This window comes from Streptomyces sp. NPDC127084 (genome assembly GCF_042724175.1).
Taxonomy (GTDB): domain Bacteria; phylum Actinomycetota; class Actinomycetes; order Streptomycetales; family Streptomycetaceae; genus Streptomyces.
This window is the reverse complement of the sequence record NZ_JBHXFA010000018.1, coordinates 39,488-64,188: the sequence shown is the minus strand read 5'-3', so window position 1 is coordinate 64,188 and position 24,701 is coordinate 39,488. Positions and strand designations below refer to the sequence as shown.

Sequence of the window (24,701 nt, the reverse complement as noted above, 5' to 3'; positions counted from 1 at the left end):
ATGGACGGGGTATCAACTAATCTGGCGTTGATTTTTGGCACGCTGTTGAGTTCTCAAGGAACGGACGCTTCCTTCGTACTCACCCGCAGAACATTTTCTGAGGCTTTCCTCCGGGCGCTTCCCTTCGGTGTTTCCAGCTTAGCAGATCCGTTTTCCGTTTCTGCCACCCGCTGGAGCGGGCTGCCTTCCTGTTCTTTCGCTTTCGCGATTTCCCTTTCCGGCGTTTCCGACTCTATCAGATCCTTTCGGGCCTGACTCCCAGTCAGAGGGGTTTGTCTTCCCGACCTCGCAGCCGTTCCGACGTCCAAACTCTAGCGGATTTCCCAGACGGCTCATAATCGAGCCTTTCGAAATGAATTTCGACATGCGAAATCCATCCCGGATGGGAGTCGTTCGGAGTTTGGTTGCCGCTGTCAGCGGCGGGATGGTCGCCTCGGCGCCGTACCGGCTCCGTGACAACTCGAAGAACCTTACGGATCGCCCCAGGGCGTGTCAACCTGGCCGGGGCGGCCTGCGTTGGGGTCCTCGGCTACTCCAGATCGCTCAGTCGGCCGCCCGCGTCCGGCAGGGTGTGCTCCACGCGGCGCAGCAGGCGGATCAGCACCTCGCCAAGCACCCCGCGCTCCTCGCTCGAGAGGTCCTGGAGCAGCTCCTCTTCGAAGTCGGACGCCATGCGCATCGCCTCAAGCCACTTCGTGCGGCCCTCGTCCGTCAGCTCGACGATGACGCGTACCCGGTTGTTCTCGTCGCGATCACGGGTGACCAGACCCTCGCTCGCCATGCGGTCGATGCGGTGGGTCATGGCGGCCGGGGTGAGACCGAGCCGCTTGGCGAGTTCGCCCGGGCCAAGGCGGTAGGGCTCGCCTGAGAGTACGAGGGTCTTCAGGACCTCCCACTCGGCGTTGCTGATGCCGAGGGTCGCGACCTGGCGCCCGTACGCGACGTTCATCCGGCGATTGAGCCTTCCGAGGGCCGAGACGACCTTCTCGACCTGGGGGTCGAGGTCCCGGAACTCGCGCTGATACGCGGCGATCTGCTCATCGAGGCCCGGCTCCTGCGGGAGTTGCTCCGTCTGCTGCGAGGAGTCGGGTGCGGCCTCGGCGCGGCTCTTCACGCGGCCAGGACGGTGGGGGGTGTCGGGCATGGCGCCACTATCCCATGCCTTCGGTTGGCTTCTAAGTCCTTCGATGTGTACTGTTAAGGCCTTAACTTTAGTTTCGAAGTCTTCAGGCTTCAGTCCTCCCGATTCCAACCAGACCGAGGTAGGTGAGTGTGACCAGGGTGAGGGGCGCCGCGATGCGCCGGATCCAGGCGGGGAACGCGCTGAGCGCGTTCGGGCTCGGCTTCACGGTTCCGTATCTCTATGTGTACGTGGCCCAGGTGCGCGGCCTCGGTGCGACGACGGCGGGGGCGGTGCTCGCCGTGTTCGCCATGGCGGCGCTGGTCGTGCTGCCTTTCACCGGGCGGGCCATCGACCGCAGGGGTCCGCTGCCCGTGGTGGTCGTGGCCGCGCTGCTCGCCTCCGCCGGAGCCATGAGCATGGGGTTGTCCGGGAGCGTGGCGATGGCGGTGCTCTCGGCGGCACTGCTCGGTGCGGGCACGGCAGTGATGCAACCCGCCCTGGCCACGATGATCGTCTGGTCCTCCACTCCGTCCGCTCGTACCCGCGCCTTCGCGACGCAGTTCTTCCTTCAGAACCTGGGACTCGGCGTCGGTGGGCTGATCGGCGGCCAGATCGTGGACCAGAGCAGGCCGGACAGCTTCACCTTGCTGTTCGGCATCGAGGCCGCGATGTTCGTCGTACTGGCCGCGCTCGCAGCGACCGTCCGGCTGCCCGTCTCACCGGCGATCCGTGACGCGATGCCGCGGAACACGGATGCCAAGGCCAAGGGCGGCCTCCGGGCGCTGCTCGGGCACCGCGCCATGGTGCAGCTCTGCGTGCTGGGCTTCGTGCTCTTCTTCGCCTGCTACGGGCAGTTCGAGTCCGGGCTTGCGGCCTACGGCACGGAGGCAGCCGGTATCGGCCCCGAGACGCTGGGCTACGCCCTTGCCGCGAACACCGCGGTGATCGTGGCCGCGCAGTTCCTCGTACTGAAGTACGTCGAACGGCACCGTCGGAGCCGGGTGATCGCCGCAGTCGGTCTGCTCTGGGCGGTCGCCTGGCTGCTCGCGGGCTACGCCGGTCTCGGGCATGGCAGTCAGGCCATGGCGGCCGCCGCGTTCATCGCGACATACGGACTCTTCGGGCTCGGTGAGGCGATGTTGTCGCCGACCGTGGCGCCGCTGGTCGCCGATCTGGCCCCGGAGTCGATGGTCGGGCAGTACAACTCGGCGTTCGCGCTGGTCAAGCAGCTCGCGCTGGCAGTTGGACCGGCAGTCGGCGGACCGATGGGCGCCACACTGCACGGCCCGTACATCGTGACGTTCGTACTCTTCTCGCTCGGCATCACCGTCCTGGCCCTGCGCCTGGGCAGGCGGCTCACGCTTGTGCAGGACCAGCCGGCCCTCGCCGTGAAGTCGCGGGTCGTGGCGCAGCGCAGGCCACACCCCGAGAGCCCCGCAAGCCGGGACAACCGGGATAGCCGGCAGAGCGTCGAGGCCGCCGCCTAAGCGGGCCGGTCGGGCTGATCGGGCAGGGCGAATTCGCACCACACCGCTTTGCCACCGCCTGGAGTGCGGCGACTGCCCCAGGACGAGGCGATCGTCGCGACGATGGAGATACCGCGACCCGCCTCGTCCTCCGATTCGGCGCGGCGCCGGCGCGGCAGGTGGTCGTCGCCGTCCGTCACCTCGATGATCAGGCGCCGGTCGGTGCGGCGTAGCCGCAGCCGCATGGGTGGTGTGCCGTGCTGGAGCGAGTTGGCGACGAGTTCGCTGGCCGCGAGGACGCCCAGATCACACAGCTCCACCGGGAAGCGCCAGGAGGCGAGGACCCCGGAGGCGAAGGCGCGGGCGCGAGGCGCGGCTTCGATGCCGCCGAGCAGTTCCAGGGCGGCGTTGTGGAAGAGCTCGGCGTCCGCCCCGGCACGGGTGGGGTGCTGGACGACGAGCACGGCGACATCGTCGTCATGCTCCGCCGTCACTCCGAGGGAGCGGATCAGCCGGTCGCACACCACCTGCGGAGTGCCGCTCGCGCCCGCGAGCGCCTGTTCCAGCGCGGCCACGCCCTCGTCGATGTCCTCGCCACGGCGCTCGACCAGGCCGTCCGTGTAGAGCACGGCGAGCGAGCCGGGAGGCAGTGGGAGCGTGCCGGATGTGTGCAGCCAGCCGCCGGTACCGAGCGGGGGGCCGGTCGGTTCCTCGGCGCGGTGCACGACCCCGTCCGCGTCCCGTACGAGGATCGGCAGATGGCCGGCCGACGCGTACACGAGACGGCCCTCATTGGGGTCGTGGACGGCGTAAGCACAGGTGGCGATCTGGGTGGCGTCGATCTCGGAGGCCAGTCCGTCGAGGAGTTGGAGCACCTCGTGCGGGGGCAGATCGAGCCGGGCGTAGGCGCGGACGGCGGTGCGCAGTTGTCCCATGACGGCCGCGGCACGTACGCCGCGGCCCATGACGTCGCCGATGACCAGGGCCGTACGTCCGGCGCCGAGGGTGATCACGTCGTACCAGTCGCCGCCGACCGCCGCGTCCGTGCCGCCCGGCCGGTACTCGGCGGCGATCCGCAGGTCGTCCGGCTGTTCGAGCTCCTGCGGGAGCAGGGAGCGCTGGAGGGTGACCGCGGTCTCGCGGTGGCGGCGCTCGCTGGCGCGCAGTCGCTCGGCGGCTTCGGCGTGGTCGGTGACATCGGCGGCGAACACGAGGACACCGCTGTCCTGGCCGGGAGCGAGAGCAGGGGCGAAGGCGGCGGCGGGCAGGCAGGTGATCGTGTACGAGCCTCCGCCCGGTACTCGGCGGGACTTCACCGTGCGCTTCTTGCCGCTGCGCAGGACCTGGTCCATCAGCGGCAGCAGGCCCAGCTCGACAAGCTCGGGGCAGGCGTCGGCGACGGGGGCTCCGGTGGGCCGGGGGCCGAAAGCCGCGCTGTACGCGTCGTTGACGTACGCGATGCGGTGCTCGGGGCCGTGGACGAGGGCGACGAGCGCGGGGAGGCGGCCGAGCAGCTCCCGCACGGCGAACTGCTCCAGCGTGGGTGTGCTGTGCGGCTCCCGGGTCTCGATGCCGCTGCCCGCGCCACCTGTGCCGCCGCTCTGTACGCTCCCGGTGCTCTCGCTGCTCGCGGCGGCGTTCGAGGCTGCACTGGCGGCCGAGACGTCCGATGCGTCAGAGGAATCAGAGGCAACAGAGGCGTCAGAAGCGTCGGAGTTCGGCGACGGTGGCTCGGGGCGACGCCGGTCGTACTCGCCACGGGCCGCTGGCACGGAGCCGCGGTCGATCCGCGCTGCCGCGCGACGCTGCGTGCCGGGGAGCCGGGCGCTCCAACGCGTGAAGTTCACGGATTTTCAAGCCTCGCGTGTTCTTTTGCTGATCGTCTCGGGTAGCAGCGTGGCAGGTGCTGGTCTGCTGATCGTCGTGGGGCATCCCACCACGGGGACGGGGCTCTCCGTTCAGTCGCGGCTCACGCGGGTCACGCCGGTCACTCCATGATCTCCACCACTGGCAGGGGCCGACGCGCCTATCGTCACACGCACAGTGTGGCCGACCGCACTGACAGGAGGGTCAATCCTCCGCGCGATCCTCACTCGTCCGTGGTTCCCGGCTACCCTTCCCCCCTCTCTCGCCACGGCTCCTCCCCCGGCTCTGCCCACGGCCCTTGCCGAGAGAGGGCGGATCCTCATGACGGCGTGTGAGGGGTTTGGAGGGGACTGCGCCGGCGGCGAGTTCGAACTCCGCGCGGGGGTGTTCGAGCGAGCCGAGCGAGACGATCTCCCTCTTGAAGAGCCCGGAGAGCGTCCATTCCGCCAGAATGCGCGCCTTCCGGTTGAGCGTGGGCATCCGGCTCAGGTGGTACGCGCGGTGCATCAGCCACGCCGGATACCCCTTGAGCTTGCGCCCGTACACATGGGCGACGCCCTTGTGCAGCCCGAGCGATGCCACTGAGCCGACGTAGGCGTGCGCGTACTCCTTGAGGGGCTGTCCGCGCAGCGAGGCGACGATGTTCTCGGCGAGCACCTTGGTCTGGCGGACGGCGTGCTGGGCGTTCGGAGCCGTCACCGTGCCGGGCACCGAGGACGTCACATCGGGTACGGCGGCTGCGTCACCGGCCGCCCAGGCGTGTTCGACGCCCTCGACGGTGAGCCGCGGGGTGCACTTGAGACGGCCGTGTTCGTTGAGCGGCAGGTCCGTCGCGGCGAGGACGGGCGCGGGTTTGACGCCCGCGGTCCACACGACCGTGCGGGTGGGGAAGCGGCTGCCGTCGCTGAGGACGGCGACACGGTTCTCGCAGGATTCCAGTCGGGTCTCAAGCCGTACGTCGATGTTGCGGCGGCGCAGCTCACGCACGGTGTACGTGCCCATCTCCTCGCCGACCTCGGGGAGGATGCGGTTGCTCGCCTCGACCAGGACCCATTTCAGGTCGTTCGGCTTGATGTTGTGGTAGTAGCGCGTCGCGTAACGGGCCATGTCCTCCAGCTCACCGAGCGCCTCGACCCCGGCGAAGCCACCGCCGACGACCATGAAGGTGAGGGCGGCGTCGCGCAGGGCCGGTTCCCGGGTGGAGGAGGCGATGTCCATCTGCTCGATGACGTGGTTGCGCAGGCCGATGGCCTCCTCGACCGTCTTGAAGCCGATGCCGTAGGCGGCGAGGCCGGGGACGGGGAGGGTGCGCGAGATCGAGCCGGGGGCGATGATCAGCTCGTCGTAGCCGATCTCGACCGGGCCGGTCCCGTCGTCGTCCGCGGCGAGGGTGGTGACGGTCGCGGTGCGCTTGGCGTGGTCGACGGCCCTGACTTCGCCGATGAGGAGGGTGCATCGCTCCAGGACGCGGCGGAGCGGCACGACGACATGGCGCGGCGAGATGTTCCCGGCGGCGGCTTCGGGCAGGAAGGGCTGATAGGTCATGTACGGCTCATGGGTGACCACGAGGATCTCGATCTCCCCGCGGCCCAGCTCGCCCTTGAGTCTCTTCTGGAGGCGGAGCGCGGTGTACATCCCCACGTAGCCTCCGCCGACGACGAGGATGCGGGTGCGGGTGCGCGGCGAAGTGCCGGGCGGCGTGTCCCGGGTGTATGCAGCCTTCACCATCCCATGACGCAACGGCCTCAGGAGTTTGTCCACAGGCTCGGCAAATTGTGTGACCGGAGACGCGGGCTCGGCACCATCGGTCCGATATGCGACTGTGGGGGAAAATGACCAGGTCAGGGTAGGTCTCGCGGGTAGGGAGAGTGGGGGGAATCGGGAACGTTCCGGCTCTTGCTCCGATCGGGGGGCACACCGTGCGGAAGAGCCCCTTCTGAATTGACCCTGACTCAACTATGTTCTTACTTCGCCGGGGGGCGACAGGACGGTGACTCGTCCCATACGCCCCGGCAGCCAGGGGAGGGTGTCTCCGGGGGGAGACACCTAAATCATTACCGGGGGAACAGATATGCATATTCAGGACGCGCATTGGCAGACCGCTGTCGCTTCCGACAGCAACGGACGCTCCGTGACGGGCCAGGTCGCGGACGCTGTGGCAGGCAATGCGGCAGGTACGGGTATGGGAGCCGGCGCGGGAACAGGCGCCGGGACGGCGACGATGGCCGCGGCGGGTTCCGCCGGCGCCACGGGGGCGCTCACCGGCTCGCTGGCCGGAGGCGGCATCGGCGGGGGAGCGCGACGCGCGGCGCCCCTGCGGGTGGACGCCCAGCGCAACCTCGAACACGTGCTGCGGGCCGCCCGCGAGGTGTTCGGCGAGCTGGGATACGGCGCGCCGATGGAGGACGTGGCACGCCGGGCGCGGGTCGGTGTCGGTACCGTCTACCGCCGCTTCCCGAGCAAGGACGTGCTGGTGCGACGGATAGCCGAGGAGGAGACCTCCCGGCTCACGGAGCAGGCGCGTGCCGCGCTGGGGCAGGAGGACGAACCGTGGTCGGCGCTCTCCCGCTTCCTGCGGACCTCGGTCGCCTCGGGTGCGGGTCGGCTGCTGCCGCCGCACGTGCTGCGGGTCGGTGTGGACGTGGACGACTCGACAGTCGTCCCGGATGTCATCGGCGCCGGCGGGCAGGATGCCCGCCCGCACGAGCAGGCGGGGAGCGGGGCCGTCGCGCCGAGGGTGCCGCAGCAGCGGCAGAGCTTCGAGGCGCGCGACAGGCACGACGGGCAGCCCGAGCCGCATGCGGGTGCTACGGCGGCCGGAGCACGGCAGTCCGCCGGCCAGCAGTCGGCCGATCTGGATGACGCCGGTGCCGGGGAACTGCTGGAGGTCGTCGGCCAGCTGGTGGAGCGTGCCCGGGGCGCGGGTGAGCTGAGGCGCGATGTCACGGTGGCCGATGTGCTGCTGGTGATAGCCACGGCCGCCCCGTCGCTTCCGGACGCGGCTCAGCAGGCGGCTGCTTCGGCCCGGCTGCTAGACATCCTGCTTGAGGGGCTTCGGTCGCGGCCGATGTAACTGATGCGGGAGGGCGCCGCCGGGGTCGAGCACCGAGGGGTGGACGCCTGCGGCGCCCCTCGACACGCTCGTCGCCAAGGGTGGACACCGTCCGTGCCCGTCGGCACGCCCATCGCCGAAGGTGAACTCCGGGCGGTCGACACCGGCGATCCCCGTGGCCTGCCCATCGCCGAAGGGCGAGCACGAGCGGTCGGCACCGACCGCCCCTCGACACACCCACCACCCAGGGGGTGAACACCGGGCGGTCGACACGTTGCGCCCGTCGGCACACCCACCGCCGAGTGGACGCCGCCCCGCCTCATCACCCGAGGTTTGTCCCGGTAATCCACCCGGATGGGTGGTTGTCCGGCTGATAAGTCCTGACCGTGGTTGTTCTCTGGCACTCTGAGCCGATGTTCGGGTTATGGGGTGTATGGGGGCTTCCTCGATGAGTGTTGACGGTCGCGACGAACCACTCGGCGGTACGAACGGGCCGGGGGCGGGCGGACCGCGCCATGGACACATCCCCAGCCAGGGCGGGCCTGGTCGTCCGCGAGCGGGCGGACCCGCGGGTGGGGGCAGGCACGCACGGCAGGCGAAGCCCGCTGTGCCACCGCAACGCGGTGCGCGAACGGGTGCGGACCGGGCGGGCGGTGATGCCGAGACCGCGCCCCAGGTGATCGCCCTGCCTCCGTCCGATGCCGAGTTGCTCAAGCGGCTGAGGGACAGCGGCGTCAACGGCAACGGCGACCTCAGCGCCTACGAGGAGCTGTTCCGCCGCCACTCGAAGGCCGTGCGCCGCTATGCCCGTACCTGCTGCCGCGACGAGCACACGGCCGAGGACCTGACCGCCGAGGTGTTCGCCCGCACCCTGCACGCGGTACGGGTCGGAGCCGGGCCCGAGCACGCGGTGCGGGCGTATCTGCTGACCGCGGTGCGACGGGTGGCGGCCGACTGGGCCAGGTCGGCGAAGCGGGAGCAGCTCGTCGCCGACTTCGCCGGCTTCCTCGAATGCGCCGTCCTCGCCGACCAGACCGCACAGCCGTCCCCGGCCGCGGCCTCCGGCGGGCACACTCCGGGCGCGGACGTACGGGCGATGCAGGCGGCTGAGCAGTCACTGGCGCTGCGGGCCTTCCGCTCACTGCCGGAGCGCTGGCAGGCCGTGCTCTGGCACACGGCCGTCGAGGAGGAGTCACCCGGCGATGTGGCACCACTCTTCGGGCTGAGCGCCAACGCCACCGCCGTACTCGCCAGCCGGGCCCGCGAAGGTCTGCGCCAGGCCTATCTCCAGGCACATGTGAGCGCCTCGCTCACCGCCAGCGGGGACTGCGCGCAGTACGCAGACCGCTTGGGGGCGTATGCCCGGGGACGGCTGCGGATGCGAGCGGAGCGCGGACTGCGCAGGCATCTGGAGGAGTGCTCCCGATGCCGACTGGCGGCAGGAGAGTTGGAGCAGGTCAACGCGGGGATTCCGGCCGTGGTGCCAGTGGCTGTCATCGGCTGGTTCGCCGCTGGCTACTCGCTCAAGGGGGCCGGCCTCGCGGCGGGCGGGGCGGCGGCCGGTGCCGTCGGGACCGGCGCCGTCGCAGCCGGCGGCGGAACGGCCGGCGCTACAGCGTCAGGGGGAGCGGGCGGAGCTTCTGGGGCATCGGGGGCATCGGGAAGTGCCGTGGTGACGGAGGGGCTTGCCGCTCCGGTGAAAGCCGGTCTTGTCGCGGTGGCGGCGGGCGCGGCCGCGACCGCGGCGCTCGTCTGGGCGCTGTCTTCCGCCTTCCCCGAGGCCTCCCGCCCGGATGCCCTCCCTGAGCCGGTGGCGAAGCCGCCCGCCGCTCAGCCCGTCGTACCCGAAGTCAGCAGCCCGCCCCCTCCCCAGGTGCGCCCCGCCGAGCCCGGAGCGTCCTCCCCCGCGCGTAGGCCGCCACTTGAGCCGGTCGTACGGCATGAGCCCGCCACCGTTCCCGAACCGGCTGCCCCGGCCGCCGCCCCCGAGTTCGCCACCCCGCCGAACGCGGAACCGGCGCCCACACCGAGTCCTTCGGCCACAGTCACCCCTGCACCGTCGGAACCAGCGGTAGCAGCACCACCACCGGCCCCGGAACCCGCCGCCGTCTACCAGGTCAACCGCCTGGCGTATCGCACGTACGGCGGCCACGTGGAGCCGGAGATCACGGTCGGCACGGGTAGCTGGATGTGGCGGCGCTGGGGGATGTCGATCGACGGCGCCCGGTATGGACACGGCATCTCGGTCCGGGCCCGTTCGTCCATCACCATCGACCTCAACCGTCCCTGCCGCGCCTTCGCAGCAGTGGCAGGCGTCGATGACAGCGCTCTGGGGCGTGGCGCTGTGCGCTTCTCGGTGTACGGGGACGGGACGCGGCTGTGGCAGTCGCCGGTGCTGCGCCGGGGTGACACCGCGGTTCCGGTGAACACCGCCATCGCCGGGCACAGCACGATCCGGCTGGTGGTGGAGCCGCAGACGGCGATGGGGTCGGTGGCGATGGCGGACTGGGCACTGGCACGGATCAGCTGCCCCTGAGCCGCCCGGAAGCAGGCATCAGGAGGTAGCGGCGGCGTCCAGCGCCTCGACGGCCTCGGTGAGGCTGAGCCTGGCTCCGGCGGTCCGCTCGGCGGCGAACTTCTCGTCACCGAGGCTCGCCCGCGCCCGGCACTCGACCTCATCCGCCATCCGCTGCTCGGACACCGACCGGGGGCAATCGCCCCGCCAGGCACCGGCCGCCGCGACAAGCCGCACCGCGAGCCGCTCCTCACCGAGCAGCGGCAGCACCGTCGCGGCGCTTTCCGCGAGATGGGCCACGACAAGCTCCGAGCACTGGGCGTCCCTGCCCCTGCGCAGGGACGCGGCAGCCAACCGCGCAGCGGCGGCCACGCCGTCCGGCCGGCCCTCCCGGACGATGACGCGCGCCTCAAGCGCGTCGAGTACGGCCGCGAACTGCGGGGGCGGTGTGCCCCTTCCGCACGCTCCCTGGGCCGCGTCCACGTGCTCCCGGGCGCGCTCGATCTCGCCACGGTCCAGGGCGATGACCGAACGCAGGAAGTCGATGAAACCCAGGACGTCCTTGACGTTGTGGAGCACGGCTTCGTCCATGGCCGCCGCCAGGCCCTTCTCCGCCGCCTCCGTATCCCCCCGGCGCAGGTCGAGGTCAGCGAGCCTCGCGACCAGAAACGGTGCCTCGGCATGGGCGCCCACCTCGCGCGCGAGCTGGAGCGCCTCGCTGAAGGCGGCCCGCGCGTCATCGAACCTGCCGCGCACGACGCTCGCCTCCGCGACGGCGCTCGCCACCTGGGCCCGGACCCAGCGATCGCCGACCCTGCGGCTGATCGCCCGCAGCTCGGCGAGGTCGGCGTCAATGGACGCGAAGCCCCCGCGATGGTCGATGGCCAGATGCGTACGGAACATCAGGACGACGGCGGTCTCCCACTCCCCACCGTGACGCCTGCAGTTGAGGACTGCCGCGTCGAGAGCCGGCAGGGTGCCGCCGGGCCCGTCGATGAGATAGTCCAGGAACGGCCACATCAGACCGGGGAGGCGAGCGGCCACAGAGCCGCCGTCGGCGAAAGCGGTTCGCAGCCGACGCAGGACGCGCTGGGCCTCCGCGTCTTCGCGTAGGTCGCCTTGCGAGCGCTCCTCGATACCCAGGTAGAGTTGCTGCATGCGCAGCTCTATACGGGGCCAGTAGCGGGGGTCGCCGGGATCGTCGGGATCGCCGTCCGGACCGGGCGCGAGAGCGATCACCCGTTCGGCCCAGGCGAGCCCTTCGGAACGGTAGTTGCGCAGCCACCAGAACCAGCCCATCGCCAGGACCAGCCGGATCGCGTACGACTCCGCTCCGGAGCCGACGGCGCGGTGCAGTGCGGCACGGATGTTGTCGAGGTCCCTCTCCAGCCGGCAGATCCACGGCAGCTGCCGTGCCGACCGCAGTTCCGGGTCCGCCCTCTCGGCGAGCGCCGTGAAATGCGCGATATGCGCGCGCTCGGCCGCCGAGCGCAGTTCCGGTGTCTCGGCGGCGCGCTCGGTGGCGTACTCATGGATGGTCTCCAGCAGCCGGAAGCGCATCTGGCCGGTGCCGTCGGGGGCCACCGTCACCAGGGACTTGTCCACGAGTGCGCCGAGCAGCGCGGGCGCGTCCCGGGTTCCCGTGACCGCTTCGGCGGCGACCAGGTCCCAACCGCCGGCGAACACCGAGACCTGCCGAAGCACCGTTCGCTCGGTCTCGTCCATCAGCTCCCACGACCAGTCGACCACGGCGCGCAGGGTCTGCTGGCGGGGCATGACGGTCCGGCTGCCGCTGGTCAGCAGCCGGAAGCGGTCGTCGAGGCGGTCGGCGATCTGCCGGGGGGTCAGCAGCCGCAGCCGGGCGGCGGCCAGTTCGACCGCCAGCGGCAGTCCGTCGAGACGGCGGCAGATCTCGCTCGCCGCCGCGGGGTCGTCCACCAGCCGGAAGCGGGGATTGGCGGCGGTGCCGCGGTCGGCGAGCAGGCGGAGCGCCGATTCATGGGACAGCGAGTCCACGGGTCGTACGGTCTCGCCCGGGACGCCCAGCGGCTCACGGCTCGTGGCGAGGATACGCAGCCCGGGGCAGTGGGTGAGCAGGGTCTCGGCGAGCGCCGCGGCGGCGTCGATCACATGCTCGCAGTTGTCGAGGATGAGCAGCAGGCCGCGGTGCGCGAGGTGTTCGACCAGCTGCGCGGTGGGGTCGTCCTGGGGCGCCGCCTGCCCCTCCCAGGTGATCAGGTTGGTCTCTCGCAGGCCCAGTGCGGAGAGCACGGCTCCGGGGACGGCGTCGGGGTGGTCGAGTGGGGCGAGCTCGGCGAGCCAGGCGGGGGCGTTCCCGGTTTCTGACGGGGCGGCGGCTTCTTCCGCGAGCCGGGTCTTGCCCGCGCCACCCGGGCCGACGAGGGTGACGAGACGTGAGCGGGTCAGCTCGGCGCGGATCGCTTCCAGTTCGGCCTCGCGCCCGACGAAGGAGGTGAGCCGGGGGCGGAGGTTGCCTTTGGCTTCCGGTCCCTGGGGCCTGGTGCGACCCGGCGTGGTGGTCGCCGGAGTGGTGCCTTCGAGTAGCTGCTCGTACAGCCGGACCAACTCCGGGCCCGGGTCGGTGCCGAGGCCGTCGGACAGGGTGCGGCGGGCGTCCTCGTAGGCGGCGAGGGCGTCGGCGTACCTCCCTTCGGCGCGCAGGGCGCGTACGAGCTGGGCACGGAGCGGCTCGTCGTACGGGTGCGCCGACGCCAGCTCCTCCAGCTCGGGTACGAGACCCGTGGTGCCACCGCACCGCAACTCGGCCTCGATGCGCTGCCGTACGGCGGCGAGCCGCTGGGCCTCCGGGCGAACGCCCGGCCCCTCCCCCGGGAGATCCGCGAGCGCGGGCCCCCGCCACAGAGCGAGCGCCTCACGGAACGTGGCCGCCGCGGCGCCGGGTTCGCCCGCATCGAGCTGCGCGGTGCCGGTGCGGACGAGGCGCTCGAAGACATACAGGTCGATGTCGCCGGGTTCCGCCGCCAGGCGGTAACCGCCCGGGGTGGACTCCACCGCGTCCTTGCCGATGGCTCGTCTCAGCCGCGCGACGAGCGCTTGCAGCGCGGCGGGGGCGTCGTGGGGCGGCGTCCCGCGTCCGTCCTCGTCCCATACGTCCCCGATGAGTTCCCCCACGTGAGCGGCCCGCCCACCTCGTAGGGCGAGCGCCGCGAGCAGCGCGCGGAGCTTGGGGCCGCCGAGGGTGAGGGGGCGACCGTGGGGGTCGCGGGCTTCGGTGACGCCGAGGATGAGATACCGCACGGCGCCATTCTCCCGAAGGGCGCGCGGGGGTACCTCCCCTTTTCGCCCGGCCCGCGACGCGGACTCGCACGGTGTGCCCGCACCCCGTGGCGCCCGTTGCGCGGAGCGCGGGTGTGTCCGGTGTTCCGCACCCCGCTGGGGTGGGGGTACACCGCGAAACCCCGGCACCCCGGGCACGGGCAACGCCGACCACCCAGCCCGGCCGGCGTTTGACGCCGGACACTCCGGCCCACCACACGGGGTGCGGAACACCGCCCCCCGTGCAACGGGGCACTACGGGGTAAGGCAACCCACCGAGCACCCAGCCCGGCCGGGCACCGCCGCTACGGAGTGGCCCGCGGGAGCAGGGGACCCAGGGTGCGGGTGGCCCGCGAAACGCCGCCGCCCACCGCGCGGCGGCGCGCCCCCTCCGTGTCCGTCCAGCACGTTCCGCGCCGCGCCAGCAGGCGACGCAGCCACAGCTCGGTGGAGACCAGGTCAGCGAGACCGTCCAGGGGCACCGGCTCCCCCTCCGACGCCGCGCGCAGCGCCTTGCGGACCACCCGCGCCTCGACCAGGCCCGCATCGGCGAGCAGCGGTGTGTCGAAGAGGGCCAGTAGTTCGGGCAGGGCGAGGCGCAGGCCGGTGCGGGTGGCCGCGCTCGCCGCCTCCTGGGATGGGGCGCCCCAGCCGGGGGGCAGGTCGTGGATACCCGCGCCGGCGAGGACTGACCGGAGCACCGCAGCCCGGGCGCCGGGCTGGACGCGCATCGCCTCGGGAAGGTCACGGGCGGCCCGTACGACCTGGTTGTCCAGGAACGGCGCGTGCAGCCGCTGGCTGCGTACCTCCGCTGCCTGCTCCAGCACGCGGTGGTCCATCGCGTGGCGGGCCAGCGCCGCGCGGGCCCGTGCCTCGCCCGGCCGCTGCACCGTTGTCGCGCGGGTCGCCGCCGTCTGGAGGCGAACCGATACTTCGGCGAGCGCCTCCCCGGTGAGCCAGCGCGCCGCCGGCCCCGGGCGGGACCAGGCGAGCGCGGCCAGGGAGGCGGCGAGCGGACCGTTCACCAGGGGCGTCGCGGCCCGGTTCGCCGTCGGCAGGTGTGCTGCGGCGGTTTCGAGACCGGCGCGGTAGGGCGTGCGGGCCAGCCGTCGGGCCGCCCGGTACACGGTGAGCGGGACCAGCAGCGCTCCGCCCGGTGTGCCCTGGGCCCGGGCGAGTGCCGACACGGGCTTGAGCAGGGGTCTGCGCCGGCGGTCCATCAGGAGGTCGGCGAGCCGCGCCGGATGGGCGTCCAGGACCTGGCGTGCGCCGAAGCCGGTGAACTGGTCGGCGCTGCCCGCCGCGAACCTTCGCCGGTGCCGTTCCGCCAGTACGAGTGACGGTCCCGGTTCGTCGGTGAGCGGGCCGGAGTCCAGGTCGGCGTAGGGCAGCGCCTCCTCGCCCGCGGCGACGACCACATGGTGCAGCCGGGGGTTCTCGGCGAGCAGCCGGGCCCGTTCGAGCTCGGCCTCGTGACCCGCGCCGGCGGCCAGGTCGTTGAAGGTGACGGCGAGCAGCCGTTCGCCCGCACCGGTGCCGTGGCCCAGTATCGTGCCCGGCACTCCGGGCAGCCCCGCGGCGAGCAGTGCGAGGGTCGCGGAGGCGCTGCCGCCCGACAGGTCCGCTCCGATCCCGGGTGCGGGTGCTCCGCGGGCCGCCCGCCGTTCGGCGGGACCCATGCCGGGCACCGGTCCTGGGTCGGGCGGCAGGGTCATCGGCGCGTGCCGGGGGGCGGTGAGCCGGGCGCGTACGGCGTGCACGAGCGCGTCCCGCATCGCGTCCATGGCACGGCCGGCCTCCAGTTGGGGCGCGGCGATGGCGAGCGAGGCGACCGGTTCGTAGCCGGTGACCTCGCGTGAACCCTCCCGGAGGATCAGCGCATGCCCTGGCGGCACCCGCTTCACGCCCACGTACGGGGTGGAGTCGCGCAGCGCCTCGGGGGTCTCGGGGCAGGCGAGCAGGGCGGCGAGGTAACCGATGTCGAGTTGGGCCTCGATCAGGTCGGCGAGGGGCAGCCCGGCGGTGGCGTAGGCGGTGCCGCCCGCCCAGGGGGTGTGGAACACGGGCCGCGCACCGGCCAGATCACTCGCAAGGGTGATGCGCCGACCGACCTGCACGACCGCGGTGTAGCTGCCCGGCCAGGAGGTGAGGTGCCGCAGCGCACCGCCCCGTGCCGCGAGCAGCCCCACCCGGAGGTCCTCGTCGCTGGCGCCGCAGCAGCCGAACACGGCGAGGCGGTTGCCGTCGGCGGTGACCACGCGCACCTCGTCGGGCCGCCAGTCGCCGACGGCCCAGAGGGGATCCGGATCGCCCCACAGCAGCTGGGCGCCCACGGGATGGACGGTGCGTTGCTCGTCACCGCCGGCCGTACCGACTGCGCCTGCCGTACCAGGGGCGCCTGTCGTTCCCGCCGTACCGAAGCTTGCGGCGATACTGCTCCACCCCACCAGCCACCGCATCGCGCCTCCACAGCCTGTGGGCCACCATCACGATCGGCATACGCCGACAGACATCGACGAACATCGACGTAGACATGCTGCCACGACAGACGGCGCACAGGAGGGCCTCCGGGTCGCGTACGCAAAAAGTGAACGCGCCCCCGGCATAGGCGTCGTGGGTGGCACGGCCGAAGCGTGGCGGAGGGGCGACGGGAGGGGCGGCATTCAGCCAATCTCCGAACATCCGGAAACCGAACGCCAGTCCGGGGGTATGGGACCGGTACGCACGGTCCGGGAGACGTCCTCCGCCTCCCGGACCGGTCCGCCGCCTGCGGGGAATTGAGGCGGCGGTGTCCCCCAGCCCACTGGATCCCTGTGCCAGTGGGCCGACCCACGCAGGACTCATCGAAGCGCCACGGCCACTCCCGGACGAGAGCGCACGGACGGGCGCACGGCCACACGGCGGGAGCACGGTGCGGCGGACCCGCATGTCCGCGCCCGGCCCCGGAACTGAACCGGACCTGAACCCGGGCCCACAATAATCTCGCCATACGGAACACCACCCCTTAACGGTCAGGATTCGGCGAACTACGCTGTGTGGCACTGCTGTTCTCCGCAGGGGTGCATATTCCAGCGGTGGATGCCGTACCTCCCGGGGAGCACGCGGTACGAATGCCGTGCGCGCCCGGCCGGGTGCCCCGGCGGCCGTCTGTGTGTCGAGGGGTGGCGCATGTCCAGAGAGCAACGCGGGCCGAATGACAAGCTCGGCACCGTTCTCGCCCTCGCGGGAATCAGCAACGCCGGCCTCGCCCGGCGCGTCAACGACCTCGGAGCCCAGCGCGGTCTGACCCTGCGCTACGACAAGACGTCGGTGGCCAGATGGGTCTCCAAGGGCATGGTCCCCCAGGGCGCCGCGCCCCATCTCATCGCGGCGGCCATCGGGCAGAAGCTGGGCCGCCCCGTTCCGCTGCACGAGATCGGCCTCGCCGACGCCGACCCGGCCCCCGAGGTCGGACTCGCCTTCCCGCGCGACGTCGGTGAGGCGGTGAAGACGGCCACCGAGCTCTACCGGCTCGACCTGGCCGGACGGCGAGCGGGGGGCGGCGGGATCTGGCAGTCGCTGGCCGGGTCGTTCGCGGTGAGCGCGTACGCCACGCCCGCCTCCCGCTGGCTGATCACCCCCGCCGACCCCTCGGTCGAGCGGGAGGTGGGAGGTACCCGGACCGGGGAACGCGACGGGGAGCGCGCCGCGGGCGGCGGCGCCGCGGACGGGGGCTCGGATGGCCTGCCCCCGGGGGGCACGGGCGCGGTCGACGACGCCCGTGACAACCCGGACGGCCAGGACGGCCATGTGCGGGTGGGTCACGCCGACGTCGCCAAGCTGCGCGAGGCCGCGGAGGACGCGCGCCGCTGGGACTCCAAGTACGGCGGAGGGGACTGGCGCTCTTCGATGGTGCCCGAGTGCCTGCGGGTCGACGCCGCGCCGCTGCTGCTCGGCTCGTACTCGGACGAGGTGGGCCGGGCCCTGTTCGGGGCCACCGCCGAGCTGACCCGGCTGGCCGGCTGGATGGCCTTCGACACGGGCCAGCAGGAGGCGGCGCAGCGCTACTACATCCAGGCGCTGCGGCTGGCCAGGGCCGCCGCCGATGTCCCGCTCGGTGGATACGTGCTGGCGTCGATGTCCCTCCAGGCGACGTACCGGGGCTTCGCCGACGAGGGTGTCGATCTGGCCCAGGCCGCGGTGGAGCGCAACCGGGGTCTCGCCACCGCGCGGACGATGAGCTTCTTCCGCCTGGTGGAAGCCCGGGCGCACGCCAAGGCGAGCGACTCGGCGGCGGCCGGTGCCGCGCTGAGGGCCGCGGAGAGCTGGCTGGAGCGTGCCCGTCCGGGTGATGGGGACCCCTCATGGCTCGGCTTCTATTCGTATGACCGATTCGCTGCTGACGCCGCCGAGTGCTACCGCGATCTGAAGGCGCCCCGCCAGGTGCGCCGGTTCACCGAGCAGGCGCTGTCCCGGCCGACGGACGAGTTCGTACGGTCGCACGGGCTGCGGCTGGTGGTGAGCGCCGTCGCCGAGCTGGAATCGGGCAATCTGGACGCGGCGTGCGCGGCGGGTACCCGGGCGGTGGAGGTCGCGGGCCGTATCTCGTCGGCGCGGACGACCGAGTACGTGAGGGATCTGCTGCACCGGCTGGAGCCGTACGGGGACGAGCCGCGCGTCGCGGAGCTGAGGGAGCGGGCACGGCCGCTGCTGATGACACCGGCGTGAGCACCAGGGTTGTGTGATCAGCAACATCTCGTAGAGCCGGGCGACCTGGTTTGACGCCGCTGTCAGTGGGCCAGGGCATCATCTGGGTGGAGGTGTCGGATGACAGCGGCGGATGAGCGTGACTACGACTGCGATGTGCTGGTGGTCGGTGGCGGGATTGTCGGCCTGTCGACGGCGTACGCACTGACGCGCTCGGCACCCGGCACCTCGGTGGTCGTGCTGGAGAAGGAGTCCGGCCCCGCCCGCCACCAGACGGGGCGCAACAGCGGGGTGATCCACAGCGGGATCTACTACCGGCCCGGATCACTGAAGGCACGTTTCGCCGTGCGGGGCGCCGTGGAGATGGTGAAGTTCTGCGCGGAGTACGGGATACCGCACGAGGTCACCGGCAAGCTGATCGTCGCCACGGACCGCGATGAGCTGCCCCGGCTGCACGCCCTGGTCCAGCGCGGCAGGGAGAATGGGATTCCGGTGCGCGAGCTGGGTCCCGCGCAGATAGCGGAGTACGAACCGCAGGTGCGCGGAGTCGCCGCGATCCATGTCGGCACGACGGGGGTGTGCGACTTCGGCGCTGTCGCGGCACGGCTCGCGGAGCTGGCGGGCGATTCGGGCACACGTATCCGGTACGGCGAGGAGGTCCGGGCGGTCGACCGGCGGCCCTGGGGGGTGGCCGTGCGCACCTCGACCGGGCGGATCGTCCGGGCACAGGTGCTGGTGAACACGGCGGGGCTGCACTGCGACCAGGTGGCCCGGCTGGCCGGCGACGATCCCGGGATGCGGATCGTGCCCTTCCGGGGTGAGTACTACGAGCTGACCCGTCCCGAGCTGGTGCGCGGACTGGTCTACCCGGTGCCTGACCCGGCGTTCCCCTTCCTCGGGGTCCACCTCACCCGGGGCATCGACGGCGGCGTCCATGTCGGGCCGAACGCGGTACCGGCGCTCGCCCGCGAGGGGTACGACTGGGCCACGGTCCGTCCTCGCGAGCTCGCCGGCACACTCGGCTGGCCCGGCTCCTGGCGGATAGCGCGCCGCCACTGGCGCTATGGCGCGGGCGAACTGCACCGTTCGCTGTCGAAGCGTGCCTTCGCGGACGCGGTCGGGCGGCTGCTCCCCGCGGTCACCCAGGACGATCTGCGGCCCGTCGCCGCAGGCGTGCGGGCCCAGGCGGTGCTGCGGGACGGCACGCTGGTGGACGACTTCCTCATCCGACAGGCCCCGCGCACGGTGCACATCCTGAACGCGCCGTCCCCGGCGGCGACCGCATCGCTGCCGATCGGGCGCGAGGTGGCACGCCGGGCGCTGGCGCTGCTGCCCTGAGGCGACGTAAGCCACATCCGCCCCAGACCGCCGTACTCCGGACGGCCGTACAATCGGGGCATTGTGTCTGAGCTCGAGAACGTCACCACGCAGCGTGCCCCCATGGGGAACGTCCCCGCGCAAAGTGCCCCCGCACCGGATGGGGCCGTCAGGTCCGAGGAGTCGGACGTGGCCGAGCGTGTCGTCGGGGCGCGGATCGCCGCGCCCGCGACCGCACCCCGCGCCAAGGGGGAGCCGCGGTTTCCGGGTGGTCCGGCCGCGGACCCGGCCGGATCGCACCATGAGCGGCGGATCCGCAGCTTCCAGCCGCGCCGCAGCCGGGTGACCGCAGGGCAGGGCGACGCCCTGATGCGGCTGTGGCCCACCTGGGGGCTGGACATCGACGGTCTGCGGACCCTCGACCTCGGCGAGTTGTTCGACGGTCTGCCGGTGGTCCTGGAGATCGGTTTCGGGATGGGCGAGGCGACCGCGCGGATGGCGGCGGCCGACCCCGGCACCGGCATCCTCGCCGTCGATGTGCACACCCCGGGTCAGGGCAACCTGCTCGGTCTCGCCGAGCGTATGGGCCTGGACAACGTCCGAGTGGCCAACGGTGACGCGATCATCCTGCTGCGCGAGATGCTCGTGCCCGGCGCACTCGACGGACTGCGGGTCTACTTCCCCGACCCCTGGCCCAAGAAGCGCCACCACAAGCGCCGGCTGATCCAACCGGACTTCCTCACGCTCGCCGCGAGCCGACTGAAGCCCGGTGCGGTACTGCACTGCGCCACCGACTGGGAGCCGTATGCCGAGCAGATGCTCGAGGTGCTCTCGGCCCATCCCGACTTCGAGAACACCCAGGACGACGGCGGCTACGCGCCCCGGCCCGCCTTCCGGCCGCTGACCCGGTTCGAAGGCCAGGGCCTTGAGAAGGGGCATCTGGTGCACGACCTGCTGTTCCGCCGCAAGGCCGGCTGACCGCCAGCAGCCCCTGCCGCGCCCGGCATCCGGCATCCGGCCGTACCGAACGTGCGCGGTAACACATCCGGAATGCCGGATAACGCATCGCGCCTGTCAGTGGCGGTCGTTAGGGTCGTCAGGTGTCCGACCGGATCAGGCAGCCGTATCCCACGGCGCCCCACCCCGCCATTCCGGCGTGTGACGAGCAGCTGCTCTTCGACGCCGTGCCGCAGCCCGCGCGCTGGCGCTACAGACCGCGCCGGGCACTCTGGCGCAGCGCGGCGGTGCGCGCCTGGACCGTGATCACCCTGCTCGCCCTGTGCGGGCTGGTCATCCTGGCGCTGGTGCGGGAGCAGACCGGCACCGAGGGGTTCGTGGTGGGTCTAGCCCTCGCCCTGCTGCCGGTGCCGCTGCTGATGGCGGCCTTCCGCTGGCTGGACCGCGTAGAGCCGGGGCCATGGCGGAATCTGCTCTTCGCCTTCGCCTGGGGGGCCTGCGCCGCCGCGCTCATCGCGATCATCGCCAACTCCTTCGCGACCCAGTGGATAGCGACCGCCACAGCCGATCCGAGATCGGCGGACACGATCGGCGCCACGGTCATCGCGCCGGTGGTGGAGGAGAGCGCCAAGGCCGCGGCCGTGCTGCTCATCTTCCTGTTCCGCAGAAAGGACTTCACCGGGATCGTGGACGGGGTCGTCGTGGCCGGGTTCACCGCGACCGGCTTCGCCTTCACCGAGAACATCCTCTATCTCGGCAACGCCTTCCTGGAGGACCAGGAGTTCGGCCGCTCGGGCTTCGGGTCGGTGACAGCGGCGACATTCGTCGCACGCGTCCTGATGTCGCCGTTCGCCCACCCCCTGTTCACCGTGCTGACCGGCATCGGCTTCGCCGCCGCCGCACTCACCGCCCGCCACCGGAAACTGCGCCGGACGTTGCTGCCGCTACTCGGTCTGACCCTGGCGATCGGCGTGCACGCGCTGTGGAACGGCTCGGCGGTGTTCGGCCCCTTGGGCTTCTACGCGGTGTACGGGCTCTTCATGGTGCCGTCCTTCGCGCTGCTCACCTGGCTCGCGGTCTGGAGCAGGCAGCGCGAGCTGCGTACGGTCGAGACCCAGCTTCCCCCATACGCTGCGGCGGGCTGGATCTCCCCGGCCGAGCCGCTCGCCCTGTCCTCGATGCGGGCGCGCACGCTGGCCCGGGACGCGGCGGCGCGTATCCACGGGAGCGCGGCGGCCCGTGCCGTGTCCGAGTACGAGGGTTTCGCCACCTCGCTGGCGTTTCTGCGCCACCGAGCGCACCAGGGCATGGCCGGGCCGGACTTCACCGCCCGCGAGCAGGAGCTGCTGCACCACATGTGGGAGCGCAAGCATGTCGCGTCACCGGCCCTGACCTATGCGGCGCGGGCGACGGGGCGTGTTCGGATACCTCCGCCGCACCGGGACTACGAGGGCTACAACCCCTATCGCGGGTAAGGCGGCTGAAGCACCCGAGGTGCCTGACCCGCGATCAGGTCAGGCACCTCGGGTGCTTCCGGCGGTTCGGATGGTGCGGACGGCTCAGACGCTGAGGCCCTTGTCCCGCAGCCAGGCCGCCGGGTCGATCCCTGCCCCGGAGGGGGTGTGGACCTCAAGGTGCAGATGCGGCCCGGTGACGTTGCCGGTCGCGCCGACGCGTCCGACGGTGTCGCCCGTCCCGACCTTCTGCCCCGCGCTGACGCTCATCGACGACAGATGGGCGTACCAGATCTCGGTGCCGTCTTCGAGCTCCAGCACCACGCGGTAGCCGTACGACCCGGACCAGCCGGCGGACTTGACCGTGCCGCCGTGCACGGCCTTCGCGGGGGTGCCGGTGGGCGCCGCGAAGTCGAGGCCGGTGTGCTGGCCGGACGACCACATGGAGCCGGACTCGCCGTAGGTGGAGGTGATGGTGTACGAGGACGTCGGCAGCGAGTAGCTCCTCGCCAGCTCGGCGAGCCGGGCGGCCTCCGCCGCCGCCGCTGCCTTCGCCGCCGCCTCCTCCGCCTCGCGCTTGGCGTCGGCGGCCTCGGCCTCCGCCGCGGACTGCTGCTTCGCCGCCTCGGCAGCGGCCTTCTCTGCGGCGGCCTTCTCGGCTGCCGCCTGCGCCTCCGCTTCGACCTCGGCCTGCTGCTGCTCGGCCTGCTGGAGGATCCGAGCGCGCAGCGCCTCCCCAGCCGTGGCCTGCTGCGCCCCGGTCTCCTCGGTGCTGCCGACGGTGGTGGCGACGGACATCGCCGTGAGCGGTGCGTTGGCCGTCCCGCCTCCGCCCTGCTCGTCGGCGTCATCGGAGCCGCTGGAGAACTCCGACATCAGGGAGTCCATGCCCGGCAGCGACTCGGCGTCCGGGAGGTTGTCCGTGATGCTGTCAGGAAGGGATATGGAGACGGCCGGCTTGTCCTGCGCGGTGGCTATACCGCCCGCCCCGACGGCGGCGATAACGCCGACTCCCAGCACGGTGGAGCTGCGGGCGAGACCGCCGCCTCGCTGCTTGACGACACGGTGCCTGCCGCGGACCGGGCGGACGGATTCCTCCGTCGGGTTCCACTCCTCCGTCCCATCGGAAGGAATCCACTCGGCAGCCGGGGCCCACTCGGTGGTGGGAAGCCCCTGGAGGGCAGGCTCGTTGGACGCCACGGAGGCGTGCTCCTTTCCTTCCTTCTCGCCTACCGGGTTAGCTGACGGGTTCGGAGCAGGAAGGTCTCCTACAGGCACCCTGAAGTGCCTGATTCACCCCAAATGGTGGTTCCCCGGTTCCCTTGCGGGATTCGGCGCATGCGCACGGTGCCGTCTCTTGCGACGGCTGGGACGACCGCGCTGCGTTATCGAACGTTAATAGACGCCGATGCTCTATTCCAAGCCGTTCCCCTTGATCATTAACGAATTTCAGCCTGGACCTACCACCCATTAAGAGGGCGAATCGGACGAGTTGACCACCCCTCACGCCACATTGTTCACCGTTGAATAGCTGACGATTCATCAAATACAGAGGACGACCGAGACGGGCCGACCGGCCGAACCGCCCGGGGCGACCAGAGCCGACCGGGGCCGGCCCTGCCCTCAGGGCGCCACCGGCGCCGACCCGCCCTGCGCCGACCGCCGCGCCCCCGGACTGCCGACCGCCAGCAGCGCCATGTCATCCGTCAGACCGCCGCTGGTGTGCCGCCGCACATCGGCCACGACCGCGTCCAGCAGCTCGTCGGGACCCGGGAAGACCAGACCCCCGAGCCTCGCGCGCGGATCGTAGAAGGTTCCGTGCCGGTCCCGGGCCTCGGACAGGCCGTCCGTGTACAGGAGCAGCGTGGCTCCCGCCGGAAACGACATCTCGTCCACCCGGTCCGGCCATTGCGCGAGATCCCCCATACCGAGCGGCAGCGAGTCCTGGCTCGGCTCCAGCATGTCGAGCGCGCCGTCCGCGTACATCACGATCGGGGGCGGATGGCCCCGGTTGACCAACCGCACGCGACCCCCGTCGTGCGGGATCTCCGCCAGTACCGCCGTGGTGAACCCCTCCACCCGGTCGAGTCCGTGCGGGCGCGTGTCCTCCCGGGCCAGCGCCCGCTCCAGCCGCTGCGCGATCCCCTCCAGCGAGGACTCCTCATCAGCCAGCTCGCGGAACGCCCCGAGCACCACCGCCACCGTCTCGACCGCGTCCAGCCCCTTGCCCCGGACATCCCCGACCACGAGGCGGACACCGAACGGACTGTCCTGGACGGCGTACAGGTCACCGCCGATGAACGCGTCCGCCTGCGCCGCCTCGTACCGAGCGGCCACGCTCAGCCCGCCGATACGCTCGGCGGGCTCGGGCAGCACGGCACGCTGGGCCGCCTCGGCGACGACACGGGCGGAGGCAAGCCGCTCACCACTGCGGCGGAGCACCCGGTTGATGTAGAGCGCGACGATCGACACCGTGAGCACGGTGAACACCTCGGTCACCGGCGGCACCTGGCCGAGCGTGCCGTTGTAGACGTTCAGCCCCAGCACGGTCAGCACACTGGCCGCCGTGGCCCCCAGGGTGCCGCGCCAGGTGTAGAACGGAGCGGCGAGCAGCGGCGCGGCGGCGAAGAGCGGCGATGCGCGGTACGTCTCCGGGGTGAACACGTCGAAGACCACACCGGCGATGATCGTCAGCCAGGGCAGCAGCAGCACGAGGACACGGCCGCCACTGCCCGGCCGGGGCCCTTCGCCGCCGTCGTACTGTGCCAAGACTGCTCCCTGCCCGGTCCTCCCACCGCCGCGGACGGATCCGCGCACCACCCAGGCTGGCCGCAGCCGCACCGCGGGGCGAGTCGCCGTCGGCCAACCGGTCTAAGGGGCCGACCTCACGGCTCAGTAGGGCGCGCGCAGGACAGAGGGGGCGGCGGGGCGCCTCGTGCATCAGAGCCGCGGAGCTGGTTTGTCTCGG

General features: G+C 71.8%; 15 protein-coding genes and 1 riboswitch. Of the genes, 8 read left to right on the top strand and 7 right to left on the bottom strand.

Annotated elements, in window-relative coordinates; all coding sequences use genetic code 11:
* On the top strand, positions 1-255 hold a 255-nt coding region (locus ACFWI9_RS07175), incomplete at its 5' end, for a hypothetical protein (RefSeq protein ID WP_387159522.1).
* Positions 256-529: 274 nt separating this feature from the next.
* Here the strand turns inward: ACFWI9_RS07175 and ACFWI9_RS07170 are convergent.
* The gene (locus tag ACFWI9_RS07170) at positions 530-1,144 is read right to left on the bottom strand and encodes a MarR family winged helix-turn-helix transcriptional regulator (protein ID WP_387159521.1); all 615 of its coding nucleotides are present in this window, start codon (positions 1,142-1,144) and stop codon (positions 530-532) included.
* Between the two features lie 152 nt (positions 1,145-1,296).
* Here ACFWI9_RS07170 and ACFWI9_RS07165 point away from each other — a divergent pair, with 152 nt between their 5' ends.
* Entirely contained in the window at positions 1,297-2,610 is a 1,314-nt protein-coding gene (locus ACFWI9_RS07165) for an MFS transporter (RefSeq protein WP_387159523.1), read from the top strand.
* On the opposite strand, the gene ACFWI9_RS07160 is transcribed toward ACFWI9_RS07165, so the two are convergent.
* Positions 2,607-4,436 (bottom strand): SpoIIE family protein phosphatase, encoded by a 1,830-nt coding sequence (locus ACFWI9_RS07160; RefSeq protein ID WP_387159520.1) that lies wholly within the window; start codon positions 4,434-4,436, stop codon positions 2,607-2,609. The two genes, ACFWI9_RS07165 and ACFWI9_RS07160, sit on opposite strands and share 4 nt — an antisense overlap.
* A gap of 223 nt (positions 4,437-4,659) precedes the next feature.
* Positions 4,660-6,183 carry an NAD(P)/FAD-dependent oxidoreductase gene (locus ACFWI9_RS07155; RefSeq protein ID WP_387159519.1) on the bottom strand — a complete coding sequence of 508 codons (1,524 nt, stop codon included), beginning with the start codon at positions 6,181-6,183 and terminating at the stop codon, positions 4,660-4,662.
* Between the two features lie 343 nt (positions 6,184-6,526).
* On the opposite strand from ACFWI9_RS07155, the gene ACFWI9_RS07150 reads away from it, so the two are divergent.
* Both ACFWI9_RS07150 and ACFWI9_RS07145 read left to right on the top strand, forming a co-directional pair.
* Entirely contained in the window at positions 6,527-7,528 is a 1,002-nt protein-coding gene (locus tag ACFWI9_RS07150; RefSeq protein WP_387159518.1) for a TetR/AcrR family transcriptional regulator, read from the top strand.
* Between the two features lie 427 nt (positions 7,529-7,955).
* On the top strand, positions 7,956-10,043 hold the full coding sequence (locus ACFWI9_RS07145) for a sigma-70 family RNA polymerase sigma factor (protein ID WP_387159517.1): 2,088 nt from the start codon (positions 7,956-7,958) through the stop codon (positions 10,041-10,043).
* Positions 10,044-10,061: 18 nt separating this feature from the next.
* Here the strand turns inward: ACFWI9_RS07145 and ACFWI9_RS07140 are convergent, their stop codons facing one another.
* Entirely contained in the window at positions 10,062-13,301 is a 3,240-nt protein-coding gene (locus tag ACFWI9_RS07140) for an ATP-binding protein (RefSeq protein ID WP_387159516.1), read from the bottom strand.
* Positions 13,302-13,624: 323 nt separating this feature from the next.
* The gene (locus tag ACFWI9_RS07135) at positions 13,625-15,778 is read right to left on the bottom strand and encodes an asparagine synthase-related protein (protein WP_387159515.1); all 2,154 of its coding nucleotides are present in this window, start codon (positions 15,776-15,778) and stop codon (positions 13,625-13,627) included.
* Between the two features lie 709 nt (positions 15,779-16,487).
* Between ACFWI9_RS07135 and ACFWI9_RS07130 the strand changes: the two genes are divergently transcribed.
* The 4 genes from ACFWI9_RS07130 (at position 16,488) to ACFWI9_RS07115 (ending at position 21,754) form a co-directional block, all read left to right on the top strand.
* Positions 16,488-18,026, top strand: coding sequence for an MFS transporter (locus tag ACFWI9_RS07130; protein ID WP_387159514.1), 1,539 nt, complete (start codon positions 16,488-16,490; stop codon positions 18,024-18,026).
* A gap of 99 nt (positions 18,027-18,125) precedes the next feature.
* Positions 18,126-19,343, top strand: a complete 1,218-nt coding sequence (gene lhgO / locus ACFWI9_RS07125) for an L-2-hydroxyglutarate oxidase (RefSeq protein WP_387159513.1) — start codon at positions 18,126-18,128, stop codon at positions 19,341-19,343.
* Between the two features lie 63 nt (positions 19,344-19,406).
* Positions 19,407-20,300, top strand: coding sequence for a tRNA (guanosine(46)-N7)-methyltransferase TrmB (trmB, locus tag ACFWI9_RS07120; RefSeq protein WP_387159512.1), 894 nt, complete (start codon positions 19,407-19,409; stop codon positions 20,298-20,300).
* Positions 20,301-20,422: 122 nt separating this feature from the next.
* Entirely contained in the window at positions 20,423-21,754 is a 1,332-nt protein-coding gene (locus ACFWI9_RS07115) for a PrsW family intramembrane metalloprotease (protein WP_387159511.1), read from the top strand.
* A gap of 84 nt (positions 21,755-21,838) precedes the next feature.
* On the opposite strand, the gene ACFWI9_RS07110 is transcribed toward ACFWI9_RS07115, so the two are convergent.
* Positions 21,839-22,933: a M23 family metallopeptidase gene (locus ACFWI9_RS07110; RefSeq protein WP_387159510.1), complete on the bottom strand. Its 1,095-nt coding sequence runs from the start codon at positions 22,931-22,933 to the stop codon at positions 21,839-21,841.
* An 11-nt stretch (positions 22,934-22,944) separates the two neighbouring features.
* Positions 22,945-23,080: riboswitch (cyclic di-AMP (ydaO/yuaA leader) on the bottom strand.
* Positions 23,081-23,356: 276 nt separating this feature from the next.
* Positions 23,357-24,502 (bottom strand): PP2C family protein-serine/threonine phosphatase, encoded by a 1,146-nt coding sequence (locus ACFWI9_RS07105; RefSeq protein ID WP_387159509.1) that lies wholly within the window; start codon positions 24,500-24,502, stop codon positions 23,357-23,359.
* Positions 24,503-24,701: the final 199 nt, after the last annotated feature.

What these genes read in the sequence shown, in the direction of transcription:
- ACFWI9_RS07170 (WP_387159521.1), bottom strand. Translation starts at nt 1,144, where the DNA reads ATGCCCGACACCCCCCACCGTCCTGGCCGCGTGAAGAGCCGCGCCGAG.
- ACFWI9_RS07165 (WP_387159523.1), top strand. Translation starts at nt 1,297, where the DNA reads ATGCGCCGGATCCAGGCGGGGAACGCGCTGAGCGCGTTCGGGCTCGGC.
- ACFWI9_RS07155 (WP_387159519.1), bottom strand. Translation starts at nt 6,183, where the DNA reads ATGGTGAAGGCTGCATACACCCGGGACACGCCGCCCGGCACTTCGCCG.
- ACFWI9_RS07150 (WP_387159518.1), top strand. Translation starts at nt 6,527, where the DNA reads ATGCATATTCAGGACGCGCATTGGCAGACCGCTGTCGCTTCCGACAGC.
- ACFWI9_RS07145 (WP_387159517.1), top strand. Translation starts at nt 7,956, where the DNA reads ATGAGTGTTGACGGTCGCGACGAACCACTCGGCGGTACGAACGGGCCG.
- ACFWI9_RS07135 (WP_387159515.1), bottom strand. Translation starts at nt 15,778, where the DNA reads ATGCGGTGGCTGGTGGGGTGGAGCAGTATCGCCGCAAGCTTCGGTACG.
- ACFWI9_RS07130 (WP_387159514.1), top strand. Translation starts at nt 16,488, where the DNA reads ATGTCCAGAGAGCAACGCGGGCCGAATGACAAGCTCGGCACCGTTCTC.
- lhgO (WP_387159513.1), top strand. Translation starts at nt 18,126, where the DNA reads ATGACAGCGGCGGATGAGCGTGACTACGACTGCGATGTGCTGGTGGTC.